General features: G+C 58.7%; 23 protein-coding genes. 13 read left to right on the top strand and 10 right to left on the bottom strand.

What is annotated here, in order from left to right; genetic code table 11:
- Positions 1-6: 6 nt before the first annotated feature.
- The 5 genes from I9185_RS10820 to ugpC all read right to left on the bottom strand — a co-directional run bounded on the left by I9185_RS10820 (position 7) and on the right by ugpC (position 5,243).
- Positions 7-537 (bottom strand): ester cyclase, encoded by a 531-nt coding sequence (locus tag I9185_RS10820; protein WP_171637117.1) that lies wholly within the window; start codon positions 535-537, stop codon positions 7-9.
- A gap of 127 nt (positions 538-664) precedes the next feature.
- Complete coding sequence (locus I9185_RS10815; protein WP_171637115.1) at positions 665-1,819, bottom strand: carbohydrate ABC transporter permease; 1,155 nt, start codon at positions 1,817-1,819, stop codon at positions 665-667.
- A gap of 1 nt (position 1,820) precedes the next feature.
- Positions 1,821-2,843: a sugar ABC transporter permease gene (locus I9185_RS10810; RefSeq protein WP_152460108.1), complete on the bottom strand. Its 1,023-nt coding sequence runs from the start codon at positions 2,841-2,843 to the stop codon at positions 1,821-1,823.
- Between the two features lie 66 nt (positions 2,844-2,909).
- Positions 2,910-4,121 (bottom strand): extracellular solute-binding protein, encoded by a 1,212-nt coding sequence (locus tag I9185_RS10805; protein WP_171637111.1) that lies wholly within the window; start codon positions 4,119-4,121, stop codon positions 2,910-2,912.
- Positions 4,122-4,196: 75 nt separating this feature from the next.
- The gene (ugpC, locus tag I9185_RS10800; protein WP_171723890.1) at positions 4,197-5,243 is read right to left on the bottom strand and encodes a sn-glycerol-3-phosphate ABC transporter ATP-binding protein UgpC; all 1,047 of its coding nucleotides are present in this window, start codon (positions 5,241-5,243) and stop codon (positions 4,197-4,199) included.
- Between the two features lie 164 nt (positions 5,244-5,407).
- Between ugpC and I9185_RS10795 the strand changes: the two genes are divergently transcribed.
- Together I9185_RS10795 and I9185_RS10790 are read left to right on the top strand one after the other, a co-directional pair.
- Positions 5,408-6,409 carry a nuclear transport factor 2 family protein gene (locus tag I9185_RS10795; protein ID WP_348539735.1) on the top strand — a complete coding sequence of 334 codons (1,002 nt, stop codon included), beginning with the start codon at positions 5,408-5,410 and terminating at the stop codon, positions 6,407-6,409.
- Positions 6,406-7,278 carry an amidohydrolase family protein gene (locus tag I9185_RS10790; RefSeq protein ID WP_210093049.1) on the top strand — a complete coding sequence of 291 codons (873 nt, stop codon included), beginning with the start codon at positions 6,406-6,408 and terminating at the stop codon, positions 7,276-7,278. The genes I9185_RS10795 and I9185_RS10790 overlap by 4 nt, the downstream gene beginning before the upstream one ends.
- Before the next feature lie 98 nt (positions 7,279-7,376).
- Here the strand turns inward: I9185_RS10790 and I9185_RS10785 are convergent, their stop codons facing one another.
- From I9185_RS10785 to I9185_RS10770, 4 genes are read right to left on the bottom strand one after another with little or no spacing between them, the layout of a single operon-like run.
- A complete protein-coding gene (locus I9185_RS10785) occupies positions 7,377-8,414 on the bottom strand; it encodes an ACP S-malonyltransferase (RefSeq protein WP_210093048.1) in 1,038 nt (345 codons plus the stop codon).
- Positions 8,411-10,600 carry a thiamine pyrophosphate-dependent enzyme gene (locus tag I9185_RS10780; RefSeq protein ID WP_210093047.1) on the bottom strand — a complete coding sequence of 730 codons (2,190 nt, stop codon included), beginning with the start codon at positions 10,598-10,600 and terminating at the stop codon, positions 8,411-8,413. The genes I9185_RS10785 and I9185_RS10780 overlap by 4 nt, the downstream gene beginning before the upstream one ends.
- 11 nt (positions 10,601-10,611) lie before the next feature.
- Positions 10,612-11,814 carry an acyl-CoA dehydrogenase gene (locus I9185_RS10775; protein ID WP_171170247.1) on the bottom strand — a complete coding sequence of 401 codons (1,203 nt, stop codon included), beginning with the start codon at positions 11,812-11,814 and terminating at the stop codon, positions 10,612-10,614.
- A complete protein-coding gene (locus tag I9185_RS10770) occupies positions 11,811-12,986 on the bottom strand; it encodes a pyridoxal phosphate-dependent aminotransferase (protein ID WP_210093046.1) in 1,176 nt (391 codons plus the stop codon). The genes I9185_RS10775 and I9185_RS10770 overlap by 4 nt, the downstream gene beginning before the upstream one ends.
- 89 nt (positions 12,987-13,075) lie before the next feature.
- Here I9185_RS10770 and I9185_RS10765 point away from each other — a divergent pair, with 89 nt between their 5' ends.
- Positions 13,076-13,981 (top strand): LysR family transcriptional regulator, encoded by a 906-nt coding sequence (locus tag I9185_RS10765; protein ID WP_245223519.1) that lies wholly within the window; start codon positions 13,076-13,078, stop codon positions 13,979-13,981.
- A 44-nt stretch (positions 13,982-14,025) separates the two neighbouring features.
- Here I9185_RS10765 and I9185_RS10760 read toward each other — a convergent pair whose 3' ends face one another.
- The gene (locus I9185_RS10760; protein WP_210093045.1) at positions 14,026-14,901 is read right to left on the bottom strand and encodes a LysR family transcriptional regulator; all 876 of its coding nucleotides are present in this window, start codon (positions 14,899-14,901) and stop codon (positions 14,026-14,028) included.
- Between the two features lie 132 nt (positions 14,902-15,033).
- On the opposite strand from I9185_RS10760, the gene I9185_RS10755 reads away from it, so the two are divergent.
- The 10 genes from I9185_RS10755 to I9185_RS10710 all read left to right on the top strand — a co-directional run bounded on the left by I9185_RS10755 (position 15,034) and on the right by I9185_RS10710 (position 24,142).
- Entirely contained in the window at positions 15,034-15,999 is a 966-nt protein-coding gene (locus I9185_RS10755; protein ID WP_210093044.1) for an NAD(P)-dependent oxidoreductase, read from the top strand.
- Between the two features lie 304 nt (positions 16,000-16,303).
- Positions 16,304-17,335, top strand: coding sequence for a sterol desaturase family protein (locus tag I9185_RS20595; RefSeq protein ID WP_210093043.1), 1,032 nt, complete (start codon positions 16,304-16,306; stop codon positions 17,333-17,335).
- A gap of 168 nt (positions 17,336-17,503) precedes the next feature.
- Positions 17,504-18,319: a PaaX family transcriptional regulator C-terminal domain-containing protein gene (locus I9185_RS10745; protein ID WP_210093042.1), complete on the top strand. Its 816-nt coding sequence runs from the start codon at positions 17,504-17,506 to the stop codon at positions 18,317-18,319.
- Positions 18,320-18,553: 234 nt separating this feature from the next.
- Positions 18,554-19,756, top strand: a complete 1,203-nt coding sequence (gene pcaF, locus I9185_RS10740) for a 3-oxoadipyl-CoA thiolase (protein WP_210093041.1) — start codon at positions 18,554-18,556, stop codon at positions 19,754-19,756.
- Between the two features lie 15 nt (positions 19,757-19,771).
- Positions 19,772-20,749: a 1,2-phenylacetyl-CoA epoxidase subunit PaaA gene (gene paaA / locus I9185_RS10735; RefSeq protein ID WP_171118422.1), complete on the top strand. Its 978-nt coding sequence runs from the start codon at positions 19,772-19,774 to the stop codon at positions 20,747-20,749.
- Between the two features lie 23 nt (positions 20,750-20,772).
- The gene (gene paaB, locus I9185_RS10730; protein WP_171118424.1) at positions 20,773-21,057 is read left to right on the top strand and encodes a 1,2-phenylacetyl-CoA epoxidase subunit PaaB; all 285 of its coding nucleotides are present in this window, start codon (positions 20,773-20,775) and stop codon (positions 21,055-21,057) included.
- Positions 21,057-21,815, top strand: a complete 759-nt coding sequence (paaC, locus tag I9185_RS10725) for a 1,2-phenylacetyl-CoA epoxidase subunit PaaC (RefSeq protein WP_210093040.1) — start codon at positions 21,057-21,059, stop codon at positions 21,813-21,815. Before paaB ends, paaC begins: the two co-directional genes overlap by 1 nt.
- A gap of 6 nt (positions 21,816-21,821) precedes the next feature.
- Positions 21,822-22,280: a 1,2-phenylacetyl-CoA epoxidase subunit PaaD gene (gene paaD / locus I9185_RS10720; RefSeq protein ID WP_171118426.1), complete on the top strand. Its 459-nt coding sequence runs from the start codon at positions 21,822-21,824 to the stop codon at positions 22,278-22,280.
- A 13-nt stretch (positions 22,281-22,293) separates the two neighbouring features.
- A complete protein-coding gene (locus I9185_RS10715) occupies positions 22,294-23,367 on the top strand; it encodes a 2Fe-2S iron-sulfur cluster-binding protein (RefSeq protein ID WP_210093039.1) in 1,074 nt (357 codons plus the stop codon).
- A gap of 13 nt (positions 23,368-23,380) precedes the next feature.
- Complete coding sequence (locus tag I9185_RS10710) at positions 23,381-24,142, top strand: Phenylacetic acid catabolic protein (protein ID WP_170346881.1); 762 nt, start codon at positions 23,381-23,383, stop codon at positions 24,140-24,142.
- Positions 24,143-24,305 lie beyond the last annotated feature (163 nt).

Genomic DNA, 24,305 nt, shown 5'->3' with positions numbered 1-24,305 from the left:
CAATCCTCAGTTTTCCGGCCGTGGCGGAGTCTTCTCGCCGCGGTCAAATGCTTCCCAGCCTTCGCCGTTGAACAGGTCCACGCCCAGCTGAGCCGCAACGTGGGCAAAGTCGACATTCACCCAGTTGTCGACAATTTTGCCGTCGACCACTTTCCAGAAGTCCATGTACCTGATTTCGACACGCTTGCCTGTGGGGGCAATGCCCAGAAATTCGCCGGAATGCGTGGCTTCCTGGCGGCCGAAGGCGGCGGCCCATTCACCCATGTAAAGGCGCGCTTCGTCAACGCAGACCTTATCCGAAAACGCGGCTTGAAACGGGCGCTGCCAGTTATCCTGAAATTCCTGCAGGCCGGTCTTGGTGCCGCAGCCCTGATTGCCCATCCAGCGAAAACCTTCGGCGAAGAATTCACCGATGTCATCAATGCGGTGATCATTCAGACCATCAACCATCGTTTCGATCACGCGGCGCGTGTCTTCCGTCTTGCTCATGTCCGTTTCGCGGGTCAGAACCGCTTGTTCGGGACGGGAACCTTTCATTTTTCTATCCTTTGAGGTTGCCGAAGGGAGGGATTGGGACGTGCGGCCCCAATGCTCAGAAAGTCCCTCGGCATCCTGTTCAGCGCCGGGTGGCGCGACATGGCGTTATGTCGGGCGTTCTTGCTCATCAGCCTTTCACTGCCCCGGCTGTCAGACCGCTGACAATCTGGCGCTGGAAAATCAGCACAAGGAAGATCAGAGGCGCGGTGATCGACACGGCAGCGGCAACCGCAACGACCTGATCGGTTGTCGTCGTCTCGCGATTGAACATGCCGACGATGGCGGGAACCATGGTCTGGTTCTGCGCATCAAGCAGCAGCGCGGTGACCAGAAAATCGTTGTACGCCAGCAAGAAGCTGAACAGCCCCGTAGTGATCACACCTGGCCACATCACCGGCATGATGACACGGCGGAAGGCCTGAAAGTGGCTACACCCATCCACGCGGGCGGCCTCATCCAGCTCGGCCGGGATGTTCTGGAAGAACGAGCGCAACATCCAGATCGTGAAGGGTTGATTGATCGCAACCAGAACAGCGATCACCGCAAAAGGCTTGCCGTACAAGGTTGGTGCGTTTTCACCCAAGATCGGGCTGAGCCATTCGGCCGAGTTGATGAACACCGGCAGATAGCCTGCTACCAGAACCGAATGGGGCAATGCCCGGAACACCAGTGCGACGATCAGGATCCAGAAGGCCAAAGTTGATCCTGACCGCGCCAGACCGTAGCCCGCCAATGTGCCCACGGTCAGCGACACCGTCACCACGCCCGTCGTTACGATCAGCGAGTTCTTGAAGTTGTTTGAAAAGCCCCGGTCGATCCAGACGGTTTTGTAATGCTCGGTCGTCAGACCAAGCACATCCCGTCCCAGTGGGCCAAACAGCGGGTTCAACACGTTCAGGATTGCAGGCAGGACCACGAAGAACACCAGCAGGAAACCCACCAGCAAGACCAGAACACCGATCAGCCAGCCGAACCATTCCTGACCGGGCTTGGTGTAGGACTTTATCATCGATGGCAGTGTTTTGGTGGCAGCGAAGATCGTGCCCCAGATAACCGCGATGCCCAGAATGATATCCAGCAGCGACAAGCCCTTTCCGACGCTCAGCGTGGCCGGCCCGAAGATCACGTTCAGCGCGTTGCTGTCGAACGCATCGACGGGTGACTTGAAGCTCATGACCACGATCCAGAAGATCGGAAAGGCCGCGATCAGGCACCAGAGCGCAAGGAAGATGTTCGAGGTCAACCGCAGGCTGAAGGGCTGGCGAAGCGCACGCGAGGACATGTCAGTGACCTCCTTTATGGTCGCGCCACGTACGGCGCAGCGGCAGGATAAGCAGGATGACGACACCGATCATGGTCAGCATCGAGTTGGCGGACGCCCGGCTGATCGACCGGTTGCCGGCCTGATCAGGCGTCAGATAATCGAAGGTCAGCCACTGTAGCGAGATGACGTAGCCCTGGCTCGAAAAACCAACGATCTCTTCGAACACGCGGTAGCTGTCCATCAGGTGGATCATCGACACGAAAATGATCAGCGGCATCAGGTGTGGAATGACGATGTATTTCAGGCGCTGCCAACGGGTCGCACCGTCAATCACGGCACTTTCAAGACTGTCCTGATTGACCGTTTGCAGCCCGGCGTAGAAGACGATTGCGGCAAAGGGTGCCACGTGCCAGACGCGGTAGAGCATCATCAGTATTTCGATGGTCCAGGCTTGGGCGAACAGGGCGATGTCCCGGTTCAGCCACCATTCCATCATTGCGGTCAGGATGCCGTCGCCCCGGAACAGCCAGTTGATCGACAGTACTCCGATCACCGGTGTGATGATGAAGGGCAGCAGGGACACAAAGATCACCGGGCCGCGGATGGACCGCGCCGCGTTGTTGATCAGTATTGCTATCCCAAGCCCGCACCCGACCACAAGCGGCAGAGTGATCAATGTGAAGGTCAGGGTGAACCGAAGCGCCTTCCAGAAGTTGATCGTAGACAGCACATGCCAACTGCCGTCGCTTATGGCGCGCCATGCGCGTTCAGGCTCCAATACGTTGCGATAGCTTTGCAAGCCGACATATTGGGTTTGGGTAATGACCTCGCCATGTTCGTCGAGCTTTGGCTGCGAAACCATCTCGGTCACGCAGGTCTGCGTCAGGAAACCGGGCGTGCAGGTTTCCTTTTCGACCGTCTCATAGATCGGCTGTGTCACGTAAAAACTCTGCTTGAACACGCTGACCAGAGGAAACGCGATAAAGAGAAGCATCATAAAGACAGAGGGGCCGACAAATGCGGCAAATGTCCGGAAATTCATGGCTCTGCCTTTCTCATGACTCTCGAAGGGAAGGGGCGGGAGGGCCGTAGCCCTCCCACGGGAGGATCAGTTGCTGATCAGACCGGCTTCTTTCGCGGCAGTGATGTAATCTGCCTCGATATCCGCCAGCGTCGTCTGAGCATCCTTGGCGCCGGTCAGGTAGTCGGCCAGACCGTTGCCCAGGGCGGTGTGCATGATGCCCATCGGACCAGATGCCGGGTACGCCTTTGCGCCCGCTTCAGCCGAAGCGGCTGCTCCTGCAGCCAAAGCACCCGCTGAATAGGCAGGGCTCAGCCAAACAGCGACGTCGTTGTTTGCGCTGACCATTTCGCCGTCCATGCCCTCAAGCGCGACGCGGAATGCGGCGTCGGCCTCTTCGTCGCTCATGTTCGAAGCGAGAACGATGCCATCCCACCAGATGGTGGTTGCCGGGGCCGCCGAACCCATTGGTGCGGCTGCCATGGTGACTTTGCCTACGACCTGGCTTTCGGCCTCATCATTCATCGCGGCGGCACGGCTGGCCCAAAGGTTTGCCATGGCGATCTTGCCCTGCTGGAATTGTTGCTGAACGTATGTCGAGTCGGAAACCAGATATTCCGGATCCATGTAATCGGTCATGGCTTTCAGTGTTTCCAGCGCAGCGACGCCCTGCTCGTTGTTGATCGTTGGAACGTTGCCGTCGCCAAAGAACGAGCCGCCTTCGCCAAGGTACATGTTGACGAATTCCTGGCCGAGGTTCCAACCGGTCTTGAACGTTCCCCCGATCGGATAATCCATGACACCGGCTTCTTTGATCTTGGCAGCTGCGGCCAGGACGTCATCATAGGTTTTTGGTTCTTCGATGCCCAGTTCAGCCAGAACATCATCGCGATACATCAGGTGCTGCGCATTCACCATCATCGCAATGGCCATGGTCTTGCCATCAACCTTGATCAACTGGTTGGGCAGCAGGTCCTGGCCGTATTTTTCGACCAGATCATCCAGCGGACGGATCGTGCCTGCGTTCAGCAACGGCACCAGGGTCGCGTTTGAAACACCGCCGATCTGATAAAGCGCGGGATCCGCAGCAAATGCTTCGGGCTGCTTTTCGCGGAATTCCTGATCCAGCGATGCGCTGAAATTGCCGCATTCTGCCATCGCATCGGTGACCGCCTTCCAGGCTTCAAAACCGGCGGACAGCGATTTTAGCGGCACTTCGTTTTCAAAGGCGCAATCTGCCCACGCGCCGGTGGCGGCGATGGACATGGCACCGGCCATGAGGATCGTCTTGAGTTTCATAGGTTTCTCCCTGTCAGGATCGGTCCGTCGTCGACGTCCGGACCGGTGTTATGCCCTTGCGGGCCGTTTGTGGGGTTAGCCCCCGATCCGCGCACCGCTTCCAGCTTCGAAGAGGTGACAGATTTCCGTCGGCACCGAGAACGAGACCATTTCGCCAATCTCGGCGCGGAATGCTTTGTCTGCTTTCACCGAAACCAGAGCTCCGCCGACCCGAACCGAGATCATGGTCGCGTCGCCCAGTAGTTCCAGCGTATAGATCGGAGCGGTGATCTGACCTTTGCCATCGGCAAGGCTGGCATCTTCGGCCCTGAAACCCAGTGTCATTGGGCCATCCGGTGCATCCACCGCAATTTCGACATGTTCGGCGCGGAATATTCCGCTCGCCACGTCGCCGTCCATCAAATTCATGGCAGGTGAACCGATGAAACTGGCGACAAAAGTATTCGCGGGACGGTCATAAATTTCGGTCGGGCTTCCGACCTGCTGAACCACGCCCTGTTTCATCACGACAACGCGGTCGGCAAGGGTCATGGCCTCGATCTGGTCGTGTGTGACGTAAATGGTGGTGACGGCCAGCTCATGGCTTAGGTTCTTGATCTGGGCCCGGGTGGAAACCCGCAGCTTGGCGTCAAGATTGGACAACGGCTCGTCCATCAGGAACACGTTGGGTTCGCGCACGATGGCACGTGCCAGTGCCACACGCTGTCTCTGACCACCCGACAACTCGGCTGGCTTGCGATGCAGGAAATCGTCCAGTTCCACCATGGCGCTGGCGCGGCGCACCTTTTCGTCGTGCGTCGCCGGGTCGATACCACGCACTTTCAGCGGAAAGCGGATGTTCTCGTAAACGTTCATGTTGGGATACAGAGCGTAGCTCTGGAACACCATCGCCACGTCGCGGTCCTTGGGTTCCAGATCATTGACCACTTTGCCGTCGACAAGGATTTCGCCTTCCGTCACGTCTTCGAGGCCGGCGATCATGCGCATGGTGGTTGTCTTGCCGCAGCCTGATGGGCCGAGCAGCACCAGAAACTCACGATCTGCAATCGTCAGGTCAAAATTGTGAACCCCAACGAATGAGCCCCATCGCTTGCCGACGTTCCGCAATTGAATTTCCGCCATGGTGCCCCCTGCAAGGAATCGTTTTGCATACGTTTGCAAAACTGTAATTCGCATGTATCAAATCAGGCAAGACTTTTTTGCATACGTATGCAAAAATTGCGGAGAAATCCGACTCAACCTGGCTTCGCGCCGCTCGCAAAACTTTGACTACAATGGTAAATACCGTGAACTTTCAGACAGAAAAAAAACTGGTCTCTGCGTTTCACACCGCATTGGACTCCGCCGCAGTGACGGAAACTCCGAAGGTGATGAGCCAATTCTGCGCTTCGGATTCGAGGTGGCGCGGCTTTCATCCGTTCAACGAAATCAACGGCGCCGAACAGGTTGCCCGGCAATTCTGGCAGCCGCTGAAGGGCAGCCTTGCTCATTTGCAGAACCGAGTGGATATTCTGTTTGCGGGGCAAAACGCGTTGCAGAAAGAAACCGACGTTTGGGTTGTCGCCATGGGCCATCTGATGGGGCTGTTCGACCGACCGTGGTTGGGTATTCGCCCGACCGGCAAGATGGCGTTCCTGCGATATTGCGCGTTCTACAAGGTGGCCGGTGACAGAATTGTCGAAACGGCGATGTATTTCGACATCCCGCACCTGATGGTTCAGGCTGGCCAGAATCCGTTCCCCCCGCAGACTGCGTCACATCTGGTGCAGCCCGGACCAAGGTCTCATGATGGATTGCTGCATGATGAGCAGCCCGCACACGAAGGCGAAAAAACGCTGGCGGTCATCAATGCGATGATCGCGGATCTGGGCCGTTGGGACAGCGGGCTGTCGCTGGAAGAAGAATTGGCGCGCACGTGGCACCAGGACATGATCTGGTGGGGCCCCGAAGGAATTGGCGCGACCTACACGATCGAACGTTATGCCAGGCAACACTCCGGACCGTTTCGCGCTGCCTTCACGGACCGGTCAAAGACCAATCATGTCTGCCGTCTGGCCGAAGGGCATTACGGTGGCTTCTTTGGATGGCCCAACTTTACTGCCACGCCCACAGGTGGTTTTATGGGGATGCCAGCCACCGGAAAACCCGGCGAATTCAGGGTGATCGATATCTATCGCCGCGTCGAAGACAAGCTGGCCGAAAACTGGATCTTCATCGACTTGCTGCATTTCTGGAAAGGACAGGGTGTGGATATTCTGGCGCGCACCACCGGGATTGAAGCATCATGAGGATAGATGCGCATCACCACCTGTGGGACCTTTCGGCCGTGCACTACCCCTGGCTTACAGAGAAAGGTATCGTTCGGTTTTTCGGCGATCCGTCTTCCATCCAGCGGGACTATTTGCTCCCGGAGTTTCGCGCGGACGCCGAAGCCATGGGGTTCGGCGCTTCGGTTCACATTCAGGTCGGCGCCGCTGACCCCTGGGCCGAGGCGCGGTGGGTACACTCCGTTGCCGACCAGTTCCCTGACTGGCCGTTGGTGCAGGTGGCATTCTGCGATCTGACCTCGGATGATCTGGATGCACAGCTCGACCGTCTTCAAACCCTGCCTTCGGTGCGCGGCGTTCGTCAGATTATTGGCCGCGCTCCGGGTGAAGACGCCTCAACTGGCACGAACGCGTTACTTGAAGACCCAAAGTTCTTGGCTGGTCTGAAGCAACTGGGCGCGCGTGGTCTTTCCTTTGATCTTCAACTGCTGCCAGAGCTGATGGGTCAAACCGCGAATGTCCTTGCACAGGCCACAGAGACCCGGATCGCTCTTTGCCACGCAGGTTCGCCATACGACCGGACCCCGCAAGGGTTGCGACGGTGGGCAGATGAATTGACGGCCTTGTCAAACCTGCCACATGTCTTTTGCAAACTCTCCGGCCTGGGAATGTTCGACCACGATTGGAATGCTGAAAAAGTCTCGCCGATCGTTTCAACCTGCCTGTCGCATTTTGGTGCCGATCGCTGCATGTTCGGGTCGAATTTCCCGGTCGACAGCCTTACCTCGACCTACAAGGAAACCGTTTCCCGGCATGAGACGCTCATCCCGGGGTCGATGCTGGACGACGTCTTTCGCGGCACGTCAGAACGTTTCTATCGCATTGAATAGCGCCGGACACGACAAACCGGACTACCTGCACCGGTTTTCTGAAACGGCTTGGCAACCTCGGCGCGCCGGCTCTGAGGCTGACCGGTGGGCGCACAGGTTCATGTCACCTGTTTCCTTTGATCAACCATTCCCATCGAACACAGAATCGGGCTGTTTCTTTGGCGAGACTGAAATGTCGACTTGTCCGACAGCCCGGACCAATTGGTCAGGATCAGGCTTTGCGCGACGGCACCGCCCAGCGTGGTGCCGGGACCCGTAACAATGAAAAGATCCGGTGCGAACTCATGCGCGGCCTGTGCGATGGCATGGGTGAAATCATAAGTTTCGGTCACTTGATGGCCAAGGGTGTAATCCCAAAGTGCATTCGGGTCGCAAGCTCCGGGCCACCATATCCGGCCACGCCCGTCGATCAGGGGCAGGTCCGGTTGTCGAAACAGGCCAGCGCTCAGTTTCGTGCGGCCCTGCGCCGAGACCGGAGCCTGAAGATGCGAATGGAACCCGGCATGGTTGGCCAATCGCATGGGAAAACGTTCCTGAACCACCGGTACTGCCTTTTCGAACGCGGCCAAACCGGCGTCGTCGCCTGCAAGCACCAACATGCCACCCAGATCAATCGACAGGGTCAACGTTGCATCGGTTCGGTCAATGTCATCCACCAAGGCAAGCAGCTCTGCCTTGCGGGTCTGGTCAGGATGCCAGTCGGAATCCATGAAAGGATAAATCAGTTGTCCACCGATCATGTTTTCCTGCATCAGAGTGCCCATAGTGTTGACCACCTCGAACCCTCCTTCGGCGGACAGCGCACCGCCGCAGGCCAGCGCCGAATACCAGCCCATCGAATTTCCCGTCACCGCAACCACTTCGATTTTGTCAGGATTGATGGCGCGGAAATCACCCAAAGTCGCTGCATAGATCAAAGCAGATGCATTGTCGCCGCGGGTGTGCTTGGCAATGGAATATCGGGCCGCACCGTCCAGTTCGCTGAGCGTTTCTTGCCCCTGCGCGCGCCGCATGTCATCAAAGCGTCGCAACACGGCCTTGTCGCTGAATTGCCGGCCCAGGACACCCAGTTCGGGTTTGTTGTAAGTACCGCGGCCAGGGCAGATGACGACGGCAGTCTGTTTGGCGGAACTCATGTGCCGGCCTCCATCAAGGATCGCGCGGCGGCTTCGATACTGTCCTTCGATGGCATGGTCGCAGCATAGGCCGGGCCCGTGGCGATAAAGCTGTCTTCTGCGGTGATACGGGCCAGCGGCACATCGCATGTTTCATGAAAATGCGCCATCAGAGCTTCGGCCACGCCGCCATGGTGGCGGGTTTCGTCGACGATCAGGATGCGTTTGGCCCCGGTCACGGCCTGTGTCAGTGCCGCTTTGGGCAAAGGGGACAACCAGCGCATATCGATGATCCGTGTCCTGATCCCGTAGGCCTGCAAGGCCGTGCGCGCCTGATGGCTGAGATAGACGCCATTTCCAAAGGTGACGATGGCCAGATCGTCGCCGTCACCGTCCACGCCCACCTCGCCGAAGCCGATCTTTTCAGAAGGGTCGGGATAGGTTTGCATCCAGCCGCCGTCTCCGGCCTCGTGCAGGTCCCGCATCGGGTAGAGGGCGATGGGTTCGAGGAAAACGACCAGCCGCTGTTCTTCACGCGCGAGGCGCACGCATTCACGCAGCATCCGCGCGGCGTCGGCACCGTTCGACGGGCAGGCCAGGATTAGGCCCGGAATGTCGCGCAATACAGCAACCGAGTTGTCATTGTGGAAGTGTCCGCCAAACCCTTTTTGATACCCCAGTCCGGCAATGCGCACGACCATCGGGTTGGTGTATTGACCGTTCGAGAAAAAGGGCAGGGTGGCGGCCTCACCTCGCAGCTGGTCCTCGGCATTGTGAAGATAGGCCAGAAACTGGATTTCCGGCATTGGCGTGAACCCGTTCTGGGCCATGCCGATCGCCAGGCCAAGGATCGACTGTTCGTCCAGCAACGTGTCGATCATCCGGTCAGGGCCAAACCGTGTTTGCAGCTTTTGGGTCACGCCGTAAACGCCGCCCTTGCGCCCGACATCTTCGCCCATCATGACGATCTCGCCATGTTCCAGCATCAGATCGGTCAGTGCCCAGTTGATCAATCGCGACATGATCTGCGGTTCGGAATGGGCCTTGAGATCGCCGTCGAAAATCTCGGCCCGACGCTCGGGTGTTGGGCCATTGGTCGGCGCGCAGGGGCGTACGGGCGGGATCAGGCTGGCCATCACCTCTGTTGCGTTTTGCAGGCGAGGGCGTGTGATGGCCTGATCGGCCACGCGGGCGACCCGGGCGCAGGTATCATTGTAGACGCTCAGCGCCTGTTCCGGGCTCATCGCGCCGCACTGATCCAACAGGCGCACGGAATGCAGCAGCGGGTCGTTGGCTTCTTCGGCCTCAACCTCGGCTTTTGGCATATAGGTGGTTGGCATATCGGCCCCGGCGTGACCGTACAGGCGAACAGTTCGAACATGTAGGAAAGCAGGTTTCCTGCGGCTGCGCACATAGTCGGCCGCCTGTTGCGCAACGCGATAGGTGTCGAACAGATCCAACCCGTCGCACGAGAAATACTTCAGGCCCGGACGGTTGGCGAAAGTGGCCGCGATCCAGCCTTTCGGCGTTTTGGTCGAGATACCGATCCCGTTGTCTTCGCAGCAGAACAGAAGGGGCAGAGGCACAGATTGAAAGGACGTCCACTGCGCCGTGTTGAAAGCGCCCTGTGCGGTGGAATGGTTGGCCGAGGCATCCCCGAACGAGCAATAGACGATAGCATCCTCGGGCATGTCTGCATGTTCAGGGCGATGACGCCTTGCAGCGGCGACGGCATATGCCGCGCCGACCGCCTTCGGCAGATGGCTGGCGATGGTCGAGGTCTGCGGCGGAATGCACAGCGCTTTCGATCCCAGAACCTTGTGACGCCCGCCACTGATCGGGTCCTCGGAAGACGAGGAAAAGGACAGCAGAATATCCCATGTCGGGCTTTGGCCCGGCACCTGATCCGAGCGGGCAATCTGAAAGGCCGCATCGCGGTAGTGCGGAAACGCCGGATCGGTCGGGCGCAGGGCCGCGGCAACGGCCGCCATGCCCTCATGTCCGGATGACCCGATCGTATAGAACCCCTGACCCGCCTTCTGCATCGCGCGGCTTTGCCGGTCCAGCGCCCGGCTCAGGCATTGCGCCCTGTAAAGTGCGACGGCTTCATGACCGCTCAGCGGTCCGGCCGGTGCGGGCCCTTCGGGAAAGTCCCGCGCCGCAACACGGCGCAGGAAATTGTCATGCACGATTGCGGCGCGATCCATGTCAGATGTCCTTAGGCGAAGGCTTGCAGGCCTGTCTGCGCACGGCCCAGGATCAGGGCATGCACATCATGGGTGCCTTCATAGGTGTTGACGGTTTCAAGGTTCACCATGTGCCGGATCACGTGGAAGTCCTGACTGATCCCGTTGCCACCATGCATGTCGCGGGCATGGCGGGCGATCTCAAGCGCCTTGCCGCAATTGTTCCGTTTGATCAGGCTGACCATCTCGGGCGCGGCGCGGGCTTCGTCCATCAGGCGACCCACGCGCAGCGCGGCTTGCAGGCCCAGCGTGATTTCGGTCTGCATGTTGGCAAGCTTCAGCTGGAACAGTTGTGTCTGCGCCAGCGGACGACCAAACTGTTTGCGGTCCAGCCCATATTGCCGGGCCGCGTGCCAGCACGCCTCGGCGGCGCCCATCGATCCCCAGGCAATGCCGTAACGCGCACGGTTCAGACAGCCGAACGGGCCTTTCAAACCTTCGACATTGGGCAGCAGGGCGTCCTCGCCGACCTCGACATTGTTCATCACGATCTCACCGGTGATCGAGGCGCGCAGAGACAGCTTGCCTTCGATCTTGGGGGCCGACAGTCCAGCCGTTCCCTTGTCCAGGACAAAGCCCTTGATCTTGCCGCCATGCGCTTCGGATTTGGCCCAAACGACGAACACATCGGCGATCGGGGCGTTCGAGATCCACATTTTCGACCCGTTCAGCACATAGCCGCCCTCGGTTTTCTTCGCGACAGTCTTCATCGAGCCGGGGTCCGAACCGGCATCGGGTTCCGTCAGCCCGAAGCAGCCGATAAATTCGCCGGTTGCCAGTTTGGGCAGGTATTTCTGGCGCTGCTCTTCGGTGCCGTATGCGTAGATCGGATACATCACCAGGCTGGACTGCACCGACATCATCGAACGATAGCCGCTGTCCACACGCTCGACCTCGCGCGCGACAAGACCATAGGTCACATAGCTGGACCCAATACCGCCGTATTCCTCGGGAATGGTTGTTCCCAGCAAACCCATCTCACCCATCTCGCGAAAGATGGCCGGGTCGGTTTCTTCATTGGCAAACGCGGCAGTTACCCGAGACAGCAGTTTGTCCTGCGCGTAGGCATGTGCGGCATCACGAACCATGCGTTCGTCTTCGGCCAGCTGGTCTTCCAGCAGGAACGGATCGTCCCAGGTGAAGGGGCCAAGGTGCGGGGCGGATTGAGGTTTCATGCAAGTTTCCTTTCCACAGCGGTTTTCAGACGCGCAAGGCCCGCTGCAATTGTATCTTCAGCATAAGCGAACGACAGGCGAAGATGGCCCGGCATCCCAAAGGCGCGGCCGGGCACCAGGGCAACGCCGGCATCTTCCAGCAACCACGTGCAGAATTCCGCGTCACTGTCAAATGGCCCGCCTTGTTCTTTCAGCAGGCCAGTGCAGGACGGAAAGGCATAAAACGCCCCGTCCGGGGTGGAACAGTGCAGCCCGGGTACTGCGTTCAACCCGTCGACGACCAGATCGCGGCGCGCGGCAAAGAGGGCGCGACGCACCTCCAGCAACTCGGGGTCGCAAGTGATCGCGGCCAGCGACGCCCATTGCGAGATCGAGCATGCCCCCGATGTGACCTGACCCTGAACAGCGACCATGGCGCTTATCAGATCGGACGGTCCGATCCCCCAGCCGATGCGCCATCCGGTCATCGACCACGCCTTGGCCACACCGTTGACGATCAACATGCGATGGGTCAGCGCCGGGGCGGCCTCGGCCGCGGACGTGAAAGGTGCAAAGCTGAGATGGCGATAAATCTCATCGGCCAGAACCCAGACCTGCGGGTGGCGCTCCAGCACTTCTGCCAGCCCCGCAAGTTCTGCCTTAGCGTAAATCGCGCCCGACGGGTTCGAGGGTGAATTCAGCATCAGCCAGCGCGTGCGCGGTGTGATGGCGGCCTGCAATTGTTCAGGCAGCAGTTTGAAGCCCTGTTCCATCGGGCAGGGCAGAACAACCGGCACCCCACCTGCCATCCGGACAATATCGGAATAGCTGGTCCAATAGGGGGCGGGCATGATGACCTCGTCGCCGGAGTTCAGGCTGGCCAGCATCGCATTTGCGATCACCTGTTTCGCGCCTGTTGATACGATGACCTGGGTCATCTCGGCACCTGCTTGTCGGGCAATTTCCGCGCGTAGTTCAGGCACACCGGTAGTGGGCGGGTACTTGGTTTTGCCCTCCAGTGCCGCTGAATGCGCAGCTTCGACCACACGGGGCGGCGTCGGCAGGTCCGGTTCGCCGGTTGACAGCGCCAGAATATTACGCCCTTGGGCGCGCAGGCGGGCGGCGGCCTCTGAGATCTGGACGATTTCCGACAATTCGATACCGTTCAACCGGTCAGCGCGCTGGAACACCATGAACCTTCCTCTGCAATCAAGTTCGGTTTTAGCCACAAAGTTACTTGAGAAAAATACGCCAATGAGTATCTTTTCAGTGACTAAAACTCATGAGTTCCATGCCCCGGATCAACTCACTGCCATCTCTGGCCCTAATGCGCAGTTTCGAAGCCGCCGCGCGCCATGAAAGCTATACCATGGCGGCCGAAGAGCTTGGCGTGACGCAAAGCGCGATCAGCCGTCAGGTCCGAGAGCTTGAGGCCGCGATTGGCGTTACGTTGTTTCGGCGGGTTGGACGCGCAGTGCGCCTTTCCAAAGCGGGGCGGGCCTTGCGGGACGAGCTGGCAGGTGATCTTGAACGTCTCAGTGGCACGATCAGCCGTGCGATTGCAGCCGGAGACGGTGCGTCGCTTTTGACATTGGCCGTCCTGCCCACCTTTGCGACACGGTGGCTGGTGCCGCGCCTGCCGGATTTCAAAACGCGCCATCCCGGAATCGAACTGGATCTGCACTCTTACACGACGCCTTTCAGCCTTGAAGAACGACGTATGGATCTGGCCATCCATTTCGGGCAGGAGGATTGGCCGGGCGCGCAATTGCGCAGGTTGTTCCCCGAGCATCTGGTGGTCACGGCAGCACCCGCGCTGCTAAGACGTCACAGGCTGGACACCCGTGCGCAAACCTTTGAACTGCCGCTTTTGCATCTGACCTCGCGCCCCGAGCTGTGGTCTACCTATCACTCTCAACTCGGGCTGGATCCGGGGGCGGTTTTTCCGGGGATGCGGTTTGACCAGTTCTCGATGCTGATCGAGGCCGCCGTCGTCGGTTTGGGTGCCGCCATTCTGCCCTCGTATTTGATTGAAGAAGAGCTGGCGTCCGGCGTTCTGACCGAAATCGGCCAGATCGCCAACACGTCGAACAGCGCCTATTACATCGCGACGCCAACAGGTCAGAAGAACGACGCCGTTCAAGTTTTTGCAAACTGGATCAGCAAGCAAACGCGGGCACGCGCGTAACTGGTCAAATACAGAAGATCGAATTCATCGCCCACAGGCACATCTCAGGCGAAAATCTGTTTGAGCCAGGTTTCAAACATCTGTTTGGCAGCAGAGTTCGCGTTCGATCCCTGGCCATCGACAAGGAAATGGCTTTGTTCGATTGGAATGGCGTCCCCGACTATCGCGATGGACCTTCCGGCCTTGATTGCGGTTCTGGCAAAGCGCTCAAGGATTACTGAGTAACCTCCACCTTCCGCCACGATGTCCACGGCGGCAATTGTCGTGTCCACGGTGAAGCAAGACGCCGCAGGAGAATACTCTGTGCCGAAAGCGGAAAAATACCGGTGCCACATGTCCTGAAATCCCAAAATCTGTATCTGGGGTTTGACCAGCAGTTGTTCCGTCGAAGGCCATTTCCGATCTCGTGATCCGGCTGCAACCGGAACGATACGTTCGTCCGAGATCTTGCTGAACGGCCCGTCGTTCCATTCCCCGTTTCCCAAACGCAGCTCGACATCGACGTTTTCCCTGCCTGCGGATTCTGCCCAGATATTTGAAACCAACCTGATCGATACACCCGGGTGTGCGCGTGAAAACTCAGGCAATCTGCCGGCAAGGAACAAGCTGGCCGTGGAAATCGGCACACGCACGACCAGCTCATGCTTGTGGCTGGAGCCAAACAGGTTTGCGGTTGACAGGTCGATATCGCCCAAGGCGCGCCGAACTGAAAACGCATACGCCTGCCCGACCTCTGTCAGGCTGAGGTTGCGTGCGGCACGAAAGAACAAAGGGCAGCCCAGCTGTGCTTCCAATGAGCGGACGTGCAGGCTCAAGGCCGTCTGGGTGATGCCAAGCTCTTCTGCCGCAGCAGTAAAGCTCATATGCCGTGCGGCACAGTCAAAAGACCGCAGCCAGACCAGATTGGGCGATTTTGACATTTCCAGCACCAAAAAATTTTATGGATACCGGCGATATTTATTCGTTTTACACGCTGCATTCAACGCCCGTAGATTTCATCAGGGAGAAACAGCACTGGTCCTCTGATTGGCCACCGGAAAGGGAACGCAGGTATGAAAGTTGGATTTATCGGCCTTGGAAATGTCGGCGGGAAACTCAGCGGCAGTTTGCTGCGCAATGGCGTTGATCTGACCGTACATGATCTGAACTCTGACCTGGTGTCAGGTTTCGTCGACCGCGGGGCAAAGGCCGCCGAGAAACCGGCACAACTGATGCGGGATTGTGATGCGGTGATCACCTGCCTGCCTTCTCCGGCGGCTTCGGACGCTGTGATGCAGGACATGCTGCCCGAAGTGACCGAGGGCAAAATCTGGATGGAGATGTCCACCACGGATGAAGCTGAGGTCAAGCGTCTAGGTGCGATGGTGAAGGAACGCGGTGGCGCTGCCGTCGATTGTCCGGTCTCGGGCGGGTGTCATCGGGCGGATACCGGCAACATTTCGATTTTTGCCGGATGTGATCGCGCCACGTTCGAACGTATTCTGCCCTTTCTGACCACGATGGGGCGTCGCATCCTTCATACCGGTGAACTGGGATCTGCTTCGGTACTGAAAGTGCTGACCAACTATCTGGCCACTGCAAACCTGATCACCTGTTCAGAGGCGCTTGTGGTCGCCAAGGCCGCCGGAATGGATTTGAATACGGCGTATGAGGCAATGAAGATCAGTTCGGGAACATCCTTCGTGCATGAAACCGAAAGTCAGGTCATCCTAAACGGATCTCGTGATATCTCGTTCACGATGGACCTGGTGTTGAAGGATATCGGCCTGTTTCAGGAGGTGGCGGATCGCGCCGGGGTGCCGCTGGAGATCAATCCGCTGATGATCGAGATTTTCAAGGACGGGATCGAGAAATACGGCCCTCGTGAGTTTTCCCCCAACATCATCCGCCGGCTCGAAGACAAAACCGGGCTGGATATCCGCGCGCCGGGGTTCCCATCGGAAATGCTGGACGATGAACCCGAAGAGCCCGGTTACGAAGTGATCCCGCAAGGATCTGACCTGAAGGCCGCCGAATAGGGCGGTGCGCGGCGGGCAGGAAACGGATCTACAGTATGGCGGATCATCATTCTTGCGCCGTTGCATTCGCCGACTAGGGCGGATCCTGCATCACGCCTGAAGCAAATCGGCTGAAACGTCTGGCCGTTTTTCGTGCCCCCAAGAAACCAGATCGGCGGGGCAGGTCGCGCAAGGCGCTCGGTAACCACCGCCCGTTCCACGAATAGGTCACATCATGTATCGTCGGCCGTCCCGCAAATATCCTTACGAGCCGCCACCGGCGTGGTCCTGAAAAAGGTGACTTTAATCAGGAAAGGACAATCACGTGACGATCCAAGATGCGAACCCTCAGGACACCACCAACGCACCGCCCGAGCCCGGCCCCATGAGCCGCGAATGGCATTGGCACCCGGACTTGCCGGTGAAATACGCCCCGTACTGGAACTGGCCGCCGAAAATCGGCGTCCTGGCGAAATGGGTTTGGCAGAACTGGCTTCAGTTCTCGGACCGCTCGATCTTTCTGGCCTTGGCCTTCCTTGTGGCCTTCTTGGTACAACCCGTAGATGCCGGGCAGGCTTCGTTTGCCCCGGGCTGGATGTCATGGGTGTTCATTCGGAACTGGGTGCTGCTGTTGATCGTCGCCGGTGGTCTGCACATGTGGTTCTACGGGGTTGACGGGCAGGGAAAGCTGCTGAAATACGACCCACGGCCTTACATGAAGCGCAAGAATGCTTTGTATAAGTTCGGCTATCAGACCTGGGACAACATCTACCATTCGATGGTCTTTGGCGCGACGTTCCTGTCGATGCTGGAGTGTTTTCTGCGCTGGATGTACGCCAACAATTATATCGCCACGCTCAGCTTCACGGCGCATCCGGTCTGGTTCGTGCTGCTGTTTCCGATCCTGGCGATCTGGCAGAGCTTTCATTTCTACGTCGTGCATCTGTTTCTGCACCAGCCATTCATCTACAGACATGTTCACGCCGTACATCACCGCAACGTCAACACCGGCCCATGGTCGGGCATGTCGATGCATCCGGTCGAGGCCTTGGGGTATCTCAGTGCCATCCTGATCGTGCTGGTACTGCCCAGCAACCCGGTGCACATGATCTTTCTGGGGTATTGGCTGATGTTGGGCGCCGCCTCGTCTCATTCCGGGTACGAGGCGATCTGGGCGCGCGACCGTCAGGCGTTGTTGATCGGGGCGTTTTTCCACCAGTTGCATCACCGGTATTACGAATGCAATTACGGCAACGCAGAAATGCCCTGGGACAAGTGGTTCGGAACCTATCATGATGGCTCGGACGAGGCCACGAAACGGACTCGCAACCGCAAACGTGACATGCATTCCAAATAGAGCGGCACGCAACGCGGGCCGCGCGCAGCTGGCGCTGCCTCGGCCGATCATTTGTCTTGCCCGATAACGCTTGACTGAACCGATCCCGTTGCCGAAATCCTGGCCCTGTACGAAACCGGGCGCGCGGGGCCGGATGGCAATTCCCTCGGGCCTGATTATACTGTCCAAATGAAAGATACCGCTCCAGACTGGTTTGAAACCTGTGTCAGCCGGCTGACCACGACAAGCACCCAGCGGGTGTGGTCTGTTCTGGTCACGATTTTCGGCGATCTGGCGCAGGATGGATCAGATCAGATCAGTGGATCAGTGATCACCGCGCTTACGCGTCTGGCGGGGATCAGGGCCGAGGCCACGCGTGTTGCGTTGCATCGGTTGCGCAAGGAAGGCTGGATTGAAAGCACGCGGGTTGGTCGGAACAGTGTGCACAGGCTGACCAGCTTTGGCCGCCGTCAAAGCGTTGCAGCCGCACCGCGTATCTATTCCCGCGACCCGAACATGCCGGATATCTGGCATGTCCTCATCGCCAGCAACTCGGAAAGTTCCCGAAAGGAATTGTCGGACCTGATGCTGACGGGGGATTACTTCTCGCTGAATGCGTCCACGGCCATGGCGCCCGGGCCGATGCCGGATGATCTTGAAGAGCTTCTGGGTTTCGAGAGCGACACGATGTCCGTCCCGAACTGGCTTCGCGACCTGTGCGGGCCGGAGCCATTGAAAACCGCCTATGATCAATTCTGGGATGCCATTCAGGTTGTTGAGCGGCTTTTGCCCGCAGAGGGGGCGGGTGACCCGATGCGTTCGGCGGTTCTGCGCGTACTGGTGGTGCACGCCTGGCGACGTATCGTTCTGCGCCACCCAAGCCTGCCACCGGTTTTCCTGCCGGACGACTGGAAAGGCGCCGCATGCAGAGAAGCTGTCTCGCACTTGTTGGACAGGCTACCGCGCCCTTCGCTATCGAGCTTGGAAGCCGAGCTGATGGACTGACCCACAGCGGGGCAAAGTTCGGGTGAGCTGCTGGATGTCCTGCCATTGTTAAGAAGGGCTGCGTCGTCTTTTTTGCAGTCAAGAAAACCTCTTTGGTCAGTAGTCACATTTAATGTTACAAGATGTACGGCACATAAGAAGATTGAGTAACATAAGACTTGCATCGAATCAGGGGAAGATTTATTAACCGACCAGACGGTAGATATTGTTCCATGGGAACAGGAGTACTCTAAGATGGACGCTTTCATTTGTGACGCGACGCGCACTCCGATCGGACGCTACGGAGGAGCGCTTTCGACGGTCCGCACAGATGATCTGGCTGCTTTGCCGTTGGCGGCATTGAAGGCGCGCAACCCTCAGGTCGACTGGGCCAGTGTTGACGACGTGATCTATGGCGATGCCAATCAGGCGGGCGAGAGCAACCGAAACGTTGCGCGTATGGCGGCGCTGTTGGCGGGTTTGCCGATTGATGTGCCGGGAACGACGGTGAACCGTCTGTGTGCCAGTGGCATGGATGCCGTGGGAATGGCGGCGCGCGGCATCAAGGCGGGCGACTATGATTTGGCCATTGCGGGTGGCGTGGAAAGCATGTCCCGTGCGCCGTTCGTGATGCCCAAGGCAAGTTCGGCGTTCACCCGCAGCAACGCGGTGTACGATACCACGATCGGATGGCGTTTCGTGAACCCGAAGATGAAGCAGGCATACGGCGTCGACTCCATGCCGCAAACGGCCGACAATGTCGCCGAAGATTATGGTATCAGCCGGGAAGACCAGGATGCCTTTGCCGCGCGCAGCCAGTCCCGCTGGGCCGCCGCGCATGCGGCTGGGGTGTTCAAGGACGAAATCACCCCAGTTTCGGTTCCCCAGCGCAAGGGTGATCCGATTGTCGTTGATACGGACGAGCACCCGCGCCCGGGAACTACGGCAGAAAAACTCGCGGGTCTGAAAGGTGTGAACGGGCCCGACAAAACCGTGACGGCGGGAAATGCGTCCGGTGTGAATGATGGCGCGGCGGCGATCCTGATGGCGAACGAGGCCGCAGCAGCCAAGAACGGCCTGACCCCGATGGCCCGTGTGGTTGGCATGTCGGTTGCGGGTGTTGCACCACGTGTGATGGGCATCGGCCCGGTGCCGGCCAGCCGCAAGGTGTTGGCCCGCGCAGGACTGAGCGTGGATCAGATGGACGTGATCGAACTGAACGAGGCGTTTGCGTCTCAGGGCCTTGCCACCTTGCGCGAGCTGGGTCTTCCCGACGACGCGCCCCACGTGAACCCCAACGGTGGCGCAATAGCGCTGGGCCATCCCCTTGGCATGAGCGGTACGCGTCTTGTGCTGACCGCGGCCTATCAATTGAAACGTACCGGCGGGCGCTATGCCCTGTGCACCATGTGTGTGGGTGTCGGGCAGGGTGCGGCCCTTATACTTGAACGCGTGTAACGGAGGAGACGGGACATGTATGCTCAGATGGTAGAATCCGAAGCGTCGAATGAAGATCCGGACAAGCTTGCTGAATTCCAGGCGCGGATCGACGCGGACATCAAGATCGAGCCAAAGGACTGGATGCCGCACGGGTATCGCAAGACGCTGATCCGTCAGATTGGACAGCACGCTCATTCCGAGATTGTGGGCCAATTGCCGGAAGGCAACTGGATCACGCGCGCGCCGACGCTGGAGCGGAAGGCGATCCTTCTCGCCAAGGTGCAGGACGAGGCCGGGCACGGTCTTTACCTGTATTGTGCCGCCGAAACGTTGGGTGTCAGCCGCGATGAACTGACCGAGATGCTGCTGGATGGCCGCATGAAATATTCGTCGATTTTCAATTACCCGACCTTGAACTGGGCCGATATCGGTGCCGTCGGGTGGCTGGTTGACGGAGCGGCGATCATGAACCAGGTGCCGCTGCAAAGAACGTCCTACGGGCCGTATTCGCGAGCTATGATCCGCATCTGCAAGGAAGAGAGCTTTCACCAGCGTCAGGGTTACGATGCCATTCGCAAGATGGCCGAAGGTACGCCCGAGCAACGCAAGATGGCGCAGGATGCGATGAACCGCTTCTGGTACCCGTCACTGATGATGTTCGGTCCGTCCGACAAGGACTCGGTGCATTCGGCCCAGTCGATGGCGTGGAAGATCAAGATCAACACCAATGACGAGCTGCGCCAGAAATTCGTCGACCAGACCGTGCCGCAGGCTGAATATCTGGGTCTGACAATCCCTGATCCGGATCTGAAGTGGAACGAAGAGCGGGGGCATTACGACTTTACGGAACCCGACTGGTCGGAATTCTTTGACGTGATCAAGGGCAACGGCCCGTGCAACGTGGATCGGCTGGCCGCGCGCAACAAGGCATGGGACGACGGCAAGTGGGTCCGTGACGGGCTGTTGGCCCACGCCCGCAAGAAACAGGCCGGCAATCTGGCTGCTGAATAAGCTTACCCTGAGGAGGATACCCGATGAATACCGAATGGCCCCTGTGGGAAATCTTCATCCGCGGTCAGCATGGGATGAGCCACCGACATGTCGGTTCGCTACATGCCCCTGACGCGGAAATGGCAATCAAGAACGCGCGCGATGTTTACACCCGCCGCAACGAAGGCGTCTCGATCTGGGTGGTCGAAGCCAACAACATCTCGGCTTCGTCGCCCAGCGACAAAGGCCCACTGTATGAACCAAGCCAAAGCAAAGTGTACCGCCACCCGACTTTCTTCGACATTCCCGATGAAGTGGGGGCAATGTGATGACCCGGGACGAGGCATCTCTGCAATTCCTGCTGCGGATGGGGGACAACACCCTGATCCTCGGCCATCGTGTCAGTGAGTGGTGCGGCCATGCGCCGGTTCTGGAAGAAGACATAGCGCTGGCCAACACCGCGCTGGACCTGATTGGTCAGACCCAGATGTGGCTGGGCCTTGCCGGAGAGGCCGATGGTGGCAAAAGCGCCGACGATCTGGCCTTCCTGCGCGACGCCTGGGATTTCCGCAACGTGTTGCTGGTCGAGGTGCCGAACGGCGATTTCGGCCGTACGCTGATGCGTCAATTCCTGTTCGATGCGTGGCACTCGATCATGCTGGGGCGGCTGATGGCTTCCTCGGACGAGCGGGTCGCGGCAATCGCCGCCAAGGCCAGCAAGGAAGTGACCTACCATCTGGAACGTTCGGGCGACACGGTTGTCGGGCTTGGCGACGGAACCGAGGAAAGTCATGCACGGATGCAGGACGCACTGGATTACCTGTGGCCCTATGTGGGCGAGATGTTTGCCGGCGACGAGGTGGACGCCCAGATGGTCGCCGCAGGGATCGCGCCGAACCCGGCGGATTTGCGAGAGGAATACGACGCTCTGGTTGAGCGGGTCCTCAATCAGGCGACGCTGACCATTCCGGAAAGCCGTTTTGCCCATAAAGGCGGCCGCAACGGGCGCATGCATACCGAACATCTGGGCCATCTGCTGACGCAGATGCAATGGCTGCAACGCGCCTATCCCGGAGCAAAGTGGTAAAAGCGGATGCGGGTCTCGACTGACCAGATATGGAGCTGGCTGGATGCCGTGCCCGATCCTGAAATCCCGGTGATTTCCGTCGTGGATTTGGGCATTGTGCGCGATGTGCGCTGGGACGCTGATACGCTGGTCGTAACCGTCACGCCAACGTATTCCGGTTGCCCGGCGACATCCATCATCAGTATGGATATCGAAACCGCCCTGCGCGATCACGGCATCGGGGATCTGCGCATAGAAACCAGCATTTCACCCGCCTGGACCACCGATTGGCTCAGCGAAAAAGGCCGCGCTAAGCTGGAAGATTATGGAATTGCGCCGCCGCAACCCGCGGGCGGCCCGGATCGCTGCCCCCATTGCGGCAGTAAAGCAGTCGAAAAGGTCAGCCAGTTCGGCTCGACCCCGTGCAAGGCCCATTGGCGCTGCGCGGACTGTCTGGAACCCTTTGACTATTTCAAGTGCATCTGAGGAGGAGCACCGGATGGCACGTTTTCACGACTTGAAAGTCACCGACATCCACAAAACCATCCGCGATGCGGTTGTCGTTACGCTTGAACCTGTTAACGGCGCAGCGGAACAGTTCGACTTCGCCGCCGGCCAGTACCTGACGTTCCGGCGCGAATTCGACGGTGAAGAACTGCGCCGCTCCTACTCCATCTGTGCCGGCAAGGATGACGGTGTTCTTCAGGTTGGCATAAAACGCGTCGAGGGTGGCGCGTTCTCAAGCTGGGCAAATGAAGAGCTCAACATAGGTGACGTCGTGCAGGCAATGCCGCCCATGGGCAATTTTCACGTGCCCATCGATGCGGATGCGGAAAAACAATACGTTGGCTTCGCCGGCGGATCGGGGATCACGCCTGTTTTGTCGATCCTTAAAACCTCGTTGGCACGCGAACCCAAATCCCGATTTACGCTGATCTATGCCAACAAGGGCATCAACACGATCATGTTCCGCGAGGAACTGGAGGATCTGAAAAACCTCTATATGGGCCGGCTGAACGTCATCCACATTCTGGAAACCGACGCGCAGGAGATTGATCTGTTCACCGGTCTGGTGACGCAGGAAAAATGCCGCGAGCTGTTCAAGCACTGGATCGATGTCAAGAATGCAGACACCGCATTCATCTGCGGACCAGAGCCGATGATGCTGGGTATTGCCGCCGCTCTGCGGGAACACGGTCTTGAGGACAGCCAGATCAAGTTCGAACTCTTCGCCAGCGCCCAGCCGGGTCGGGCCAGACGCAAGGCAGACGCGGCCGACGCAGGCACGCAGGCAAACCAGACCAGCGCTTTGATCACATTGGATGGCGCGACGCAGACCGTGACCTTGCCGAAAGATCAGTCCATTCTGGATGCAGCCTTGGAAAATGCCATGGATGCGCCTTACGCCTGCAAAGCCGGGGTTTGTTCGACCTGCCGCTGCCGTGTTCTTGAGGGCGAAGTCGAGATGCTCGCCAACCACGCGCTGGAAGATTACGAGGTCGAAAAAGGTTACGTGCTGAGTTGTCAGGCTTACCCGGTGACCGACCGCGTGGTCGTGGACTACGACCAGTAAAGGGAGAGGATCAATGACCGACGCCATGACACTCGACAGCTACCTGGCCGCAGGCGGAGTGCTGACCAATCCGACCAACGTACCGCCGCGTTACCGCGCCGAGCTGATGAAACTGATGGCTACGTTTGTGGACAGCGAACTCGCAGGTGCCGCAGGCTTTGCTGATGTCATCAACCAGGGCCCTGGCATAAAGGAACGTATCGCGGCGGCGAAGATCGTGCTGGAAAAGACGGACCACGCGGACCGGGTTCTGAAAATCATGGGTGAGTTCGGCGCCGACACGGATCGTTATGCCACGCATCACCCGTGGACTGCCCGGTTGGATCGAAAAGCGGATATCGGCGCGACCCGCAGCGAACATGACATGCGGCTTGCGGTGTTCAATTATCCGATTGCCGGTTGGACTGACGCCGTCGTCATGAACCTGCTGATGAGCCGTGCCGTGGCAGAACAACTGGCGGAGTTTTCGACCGTCTCTTATCAACCACTCGCCGAGGCTTTCCGGCAGATCGCACCGATCGAGGCGCATCACGGCGAACTGGCGTTGGAAGGTGCTGTGAAGCTGGTTGAAAACGGAGAGTCGCAAGATATGCAAGACGCTGTGGACTATTGGTGGCCCCGCGTAGCTGTGTCTTTCGGGAGGGATGACCCGAAACGATTTGAGCATCTGAGATCACTTGGCTTGCGCCACAGCACCAACGCTGCCCTTCGGGAAAGGTGGACGCGGGCAGCGGATGCAGCCCTGAAAAAGCTGGGTTTGAAATCACCTTCCTAAAAGCATGTCTCAAGGAGTGAGACCAATCCGTTTCCGAGGCGATCTGACAAGCGCGTTGGCGATTGAGATGCGTTCCTGAAGGATCGTTTGGTTGCAACACACTGGGTCAGAGAAGCGGCAGTGTCAGGTTTCCCTGACATTGCCGTCGAACATGATGCAGCTG

The sequence above is a fragment of the Ruegeria sp. HKCCSP346 genome, assembly GCF_017872595.1.
Taxonomy (GTDB): Bacteria; Pseudomonadota; Alphaproteobacteria; order Rhodobacterales; family Rhodobacteraceae; genus Ruegeria.
The sequence above is the reverse complement of the archived record's forward strand: the minus strand, read 5'-3'. Positions and strand labels throughout refer to the sequence as shown.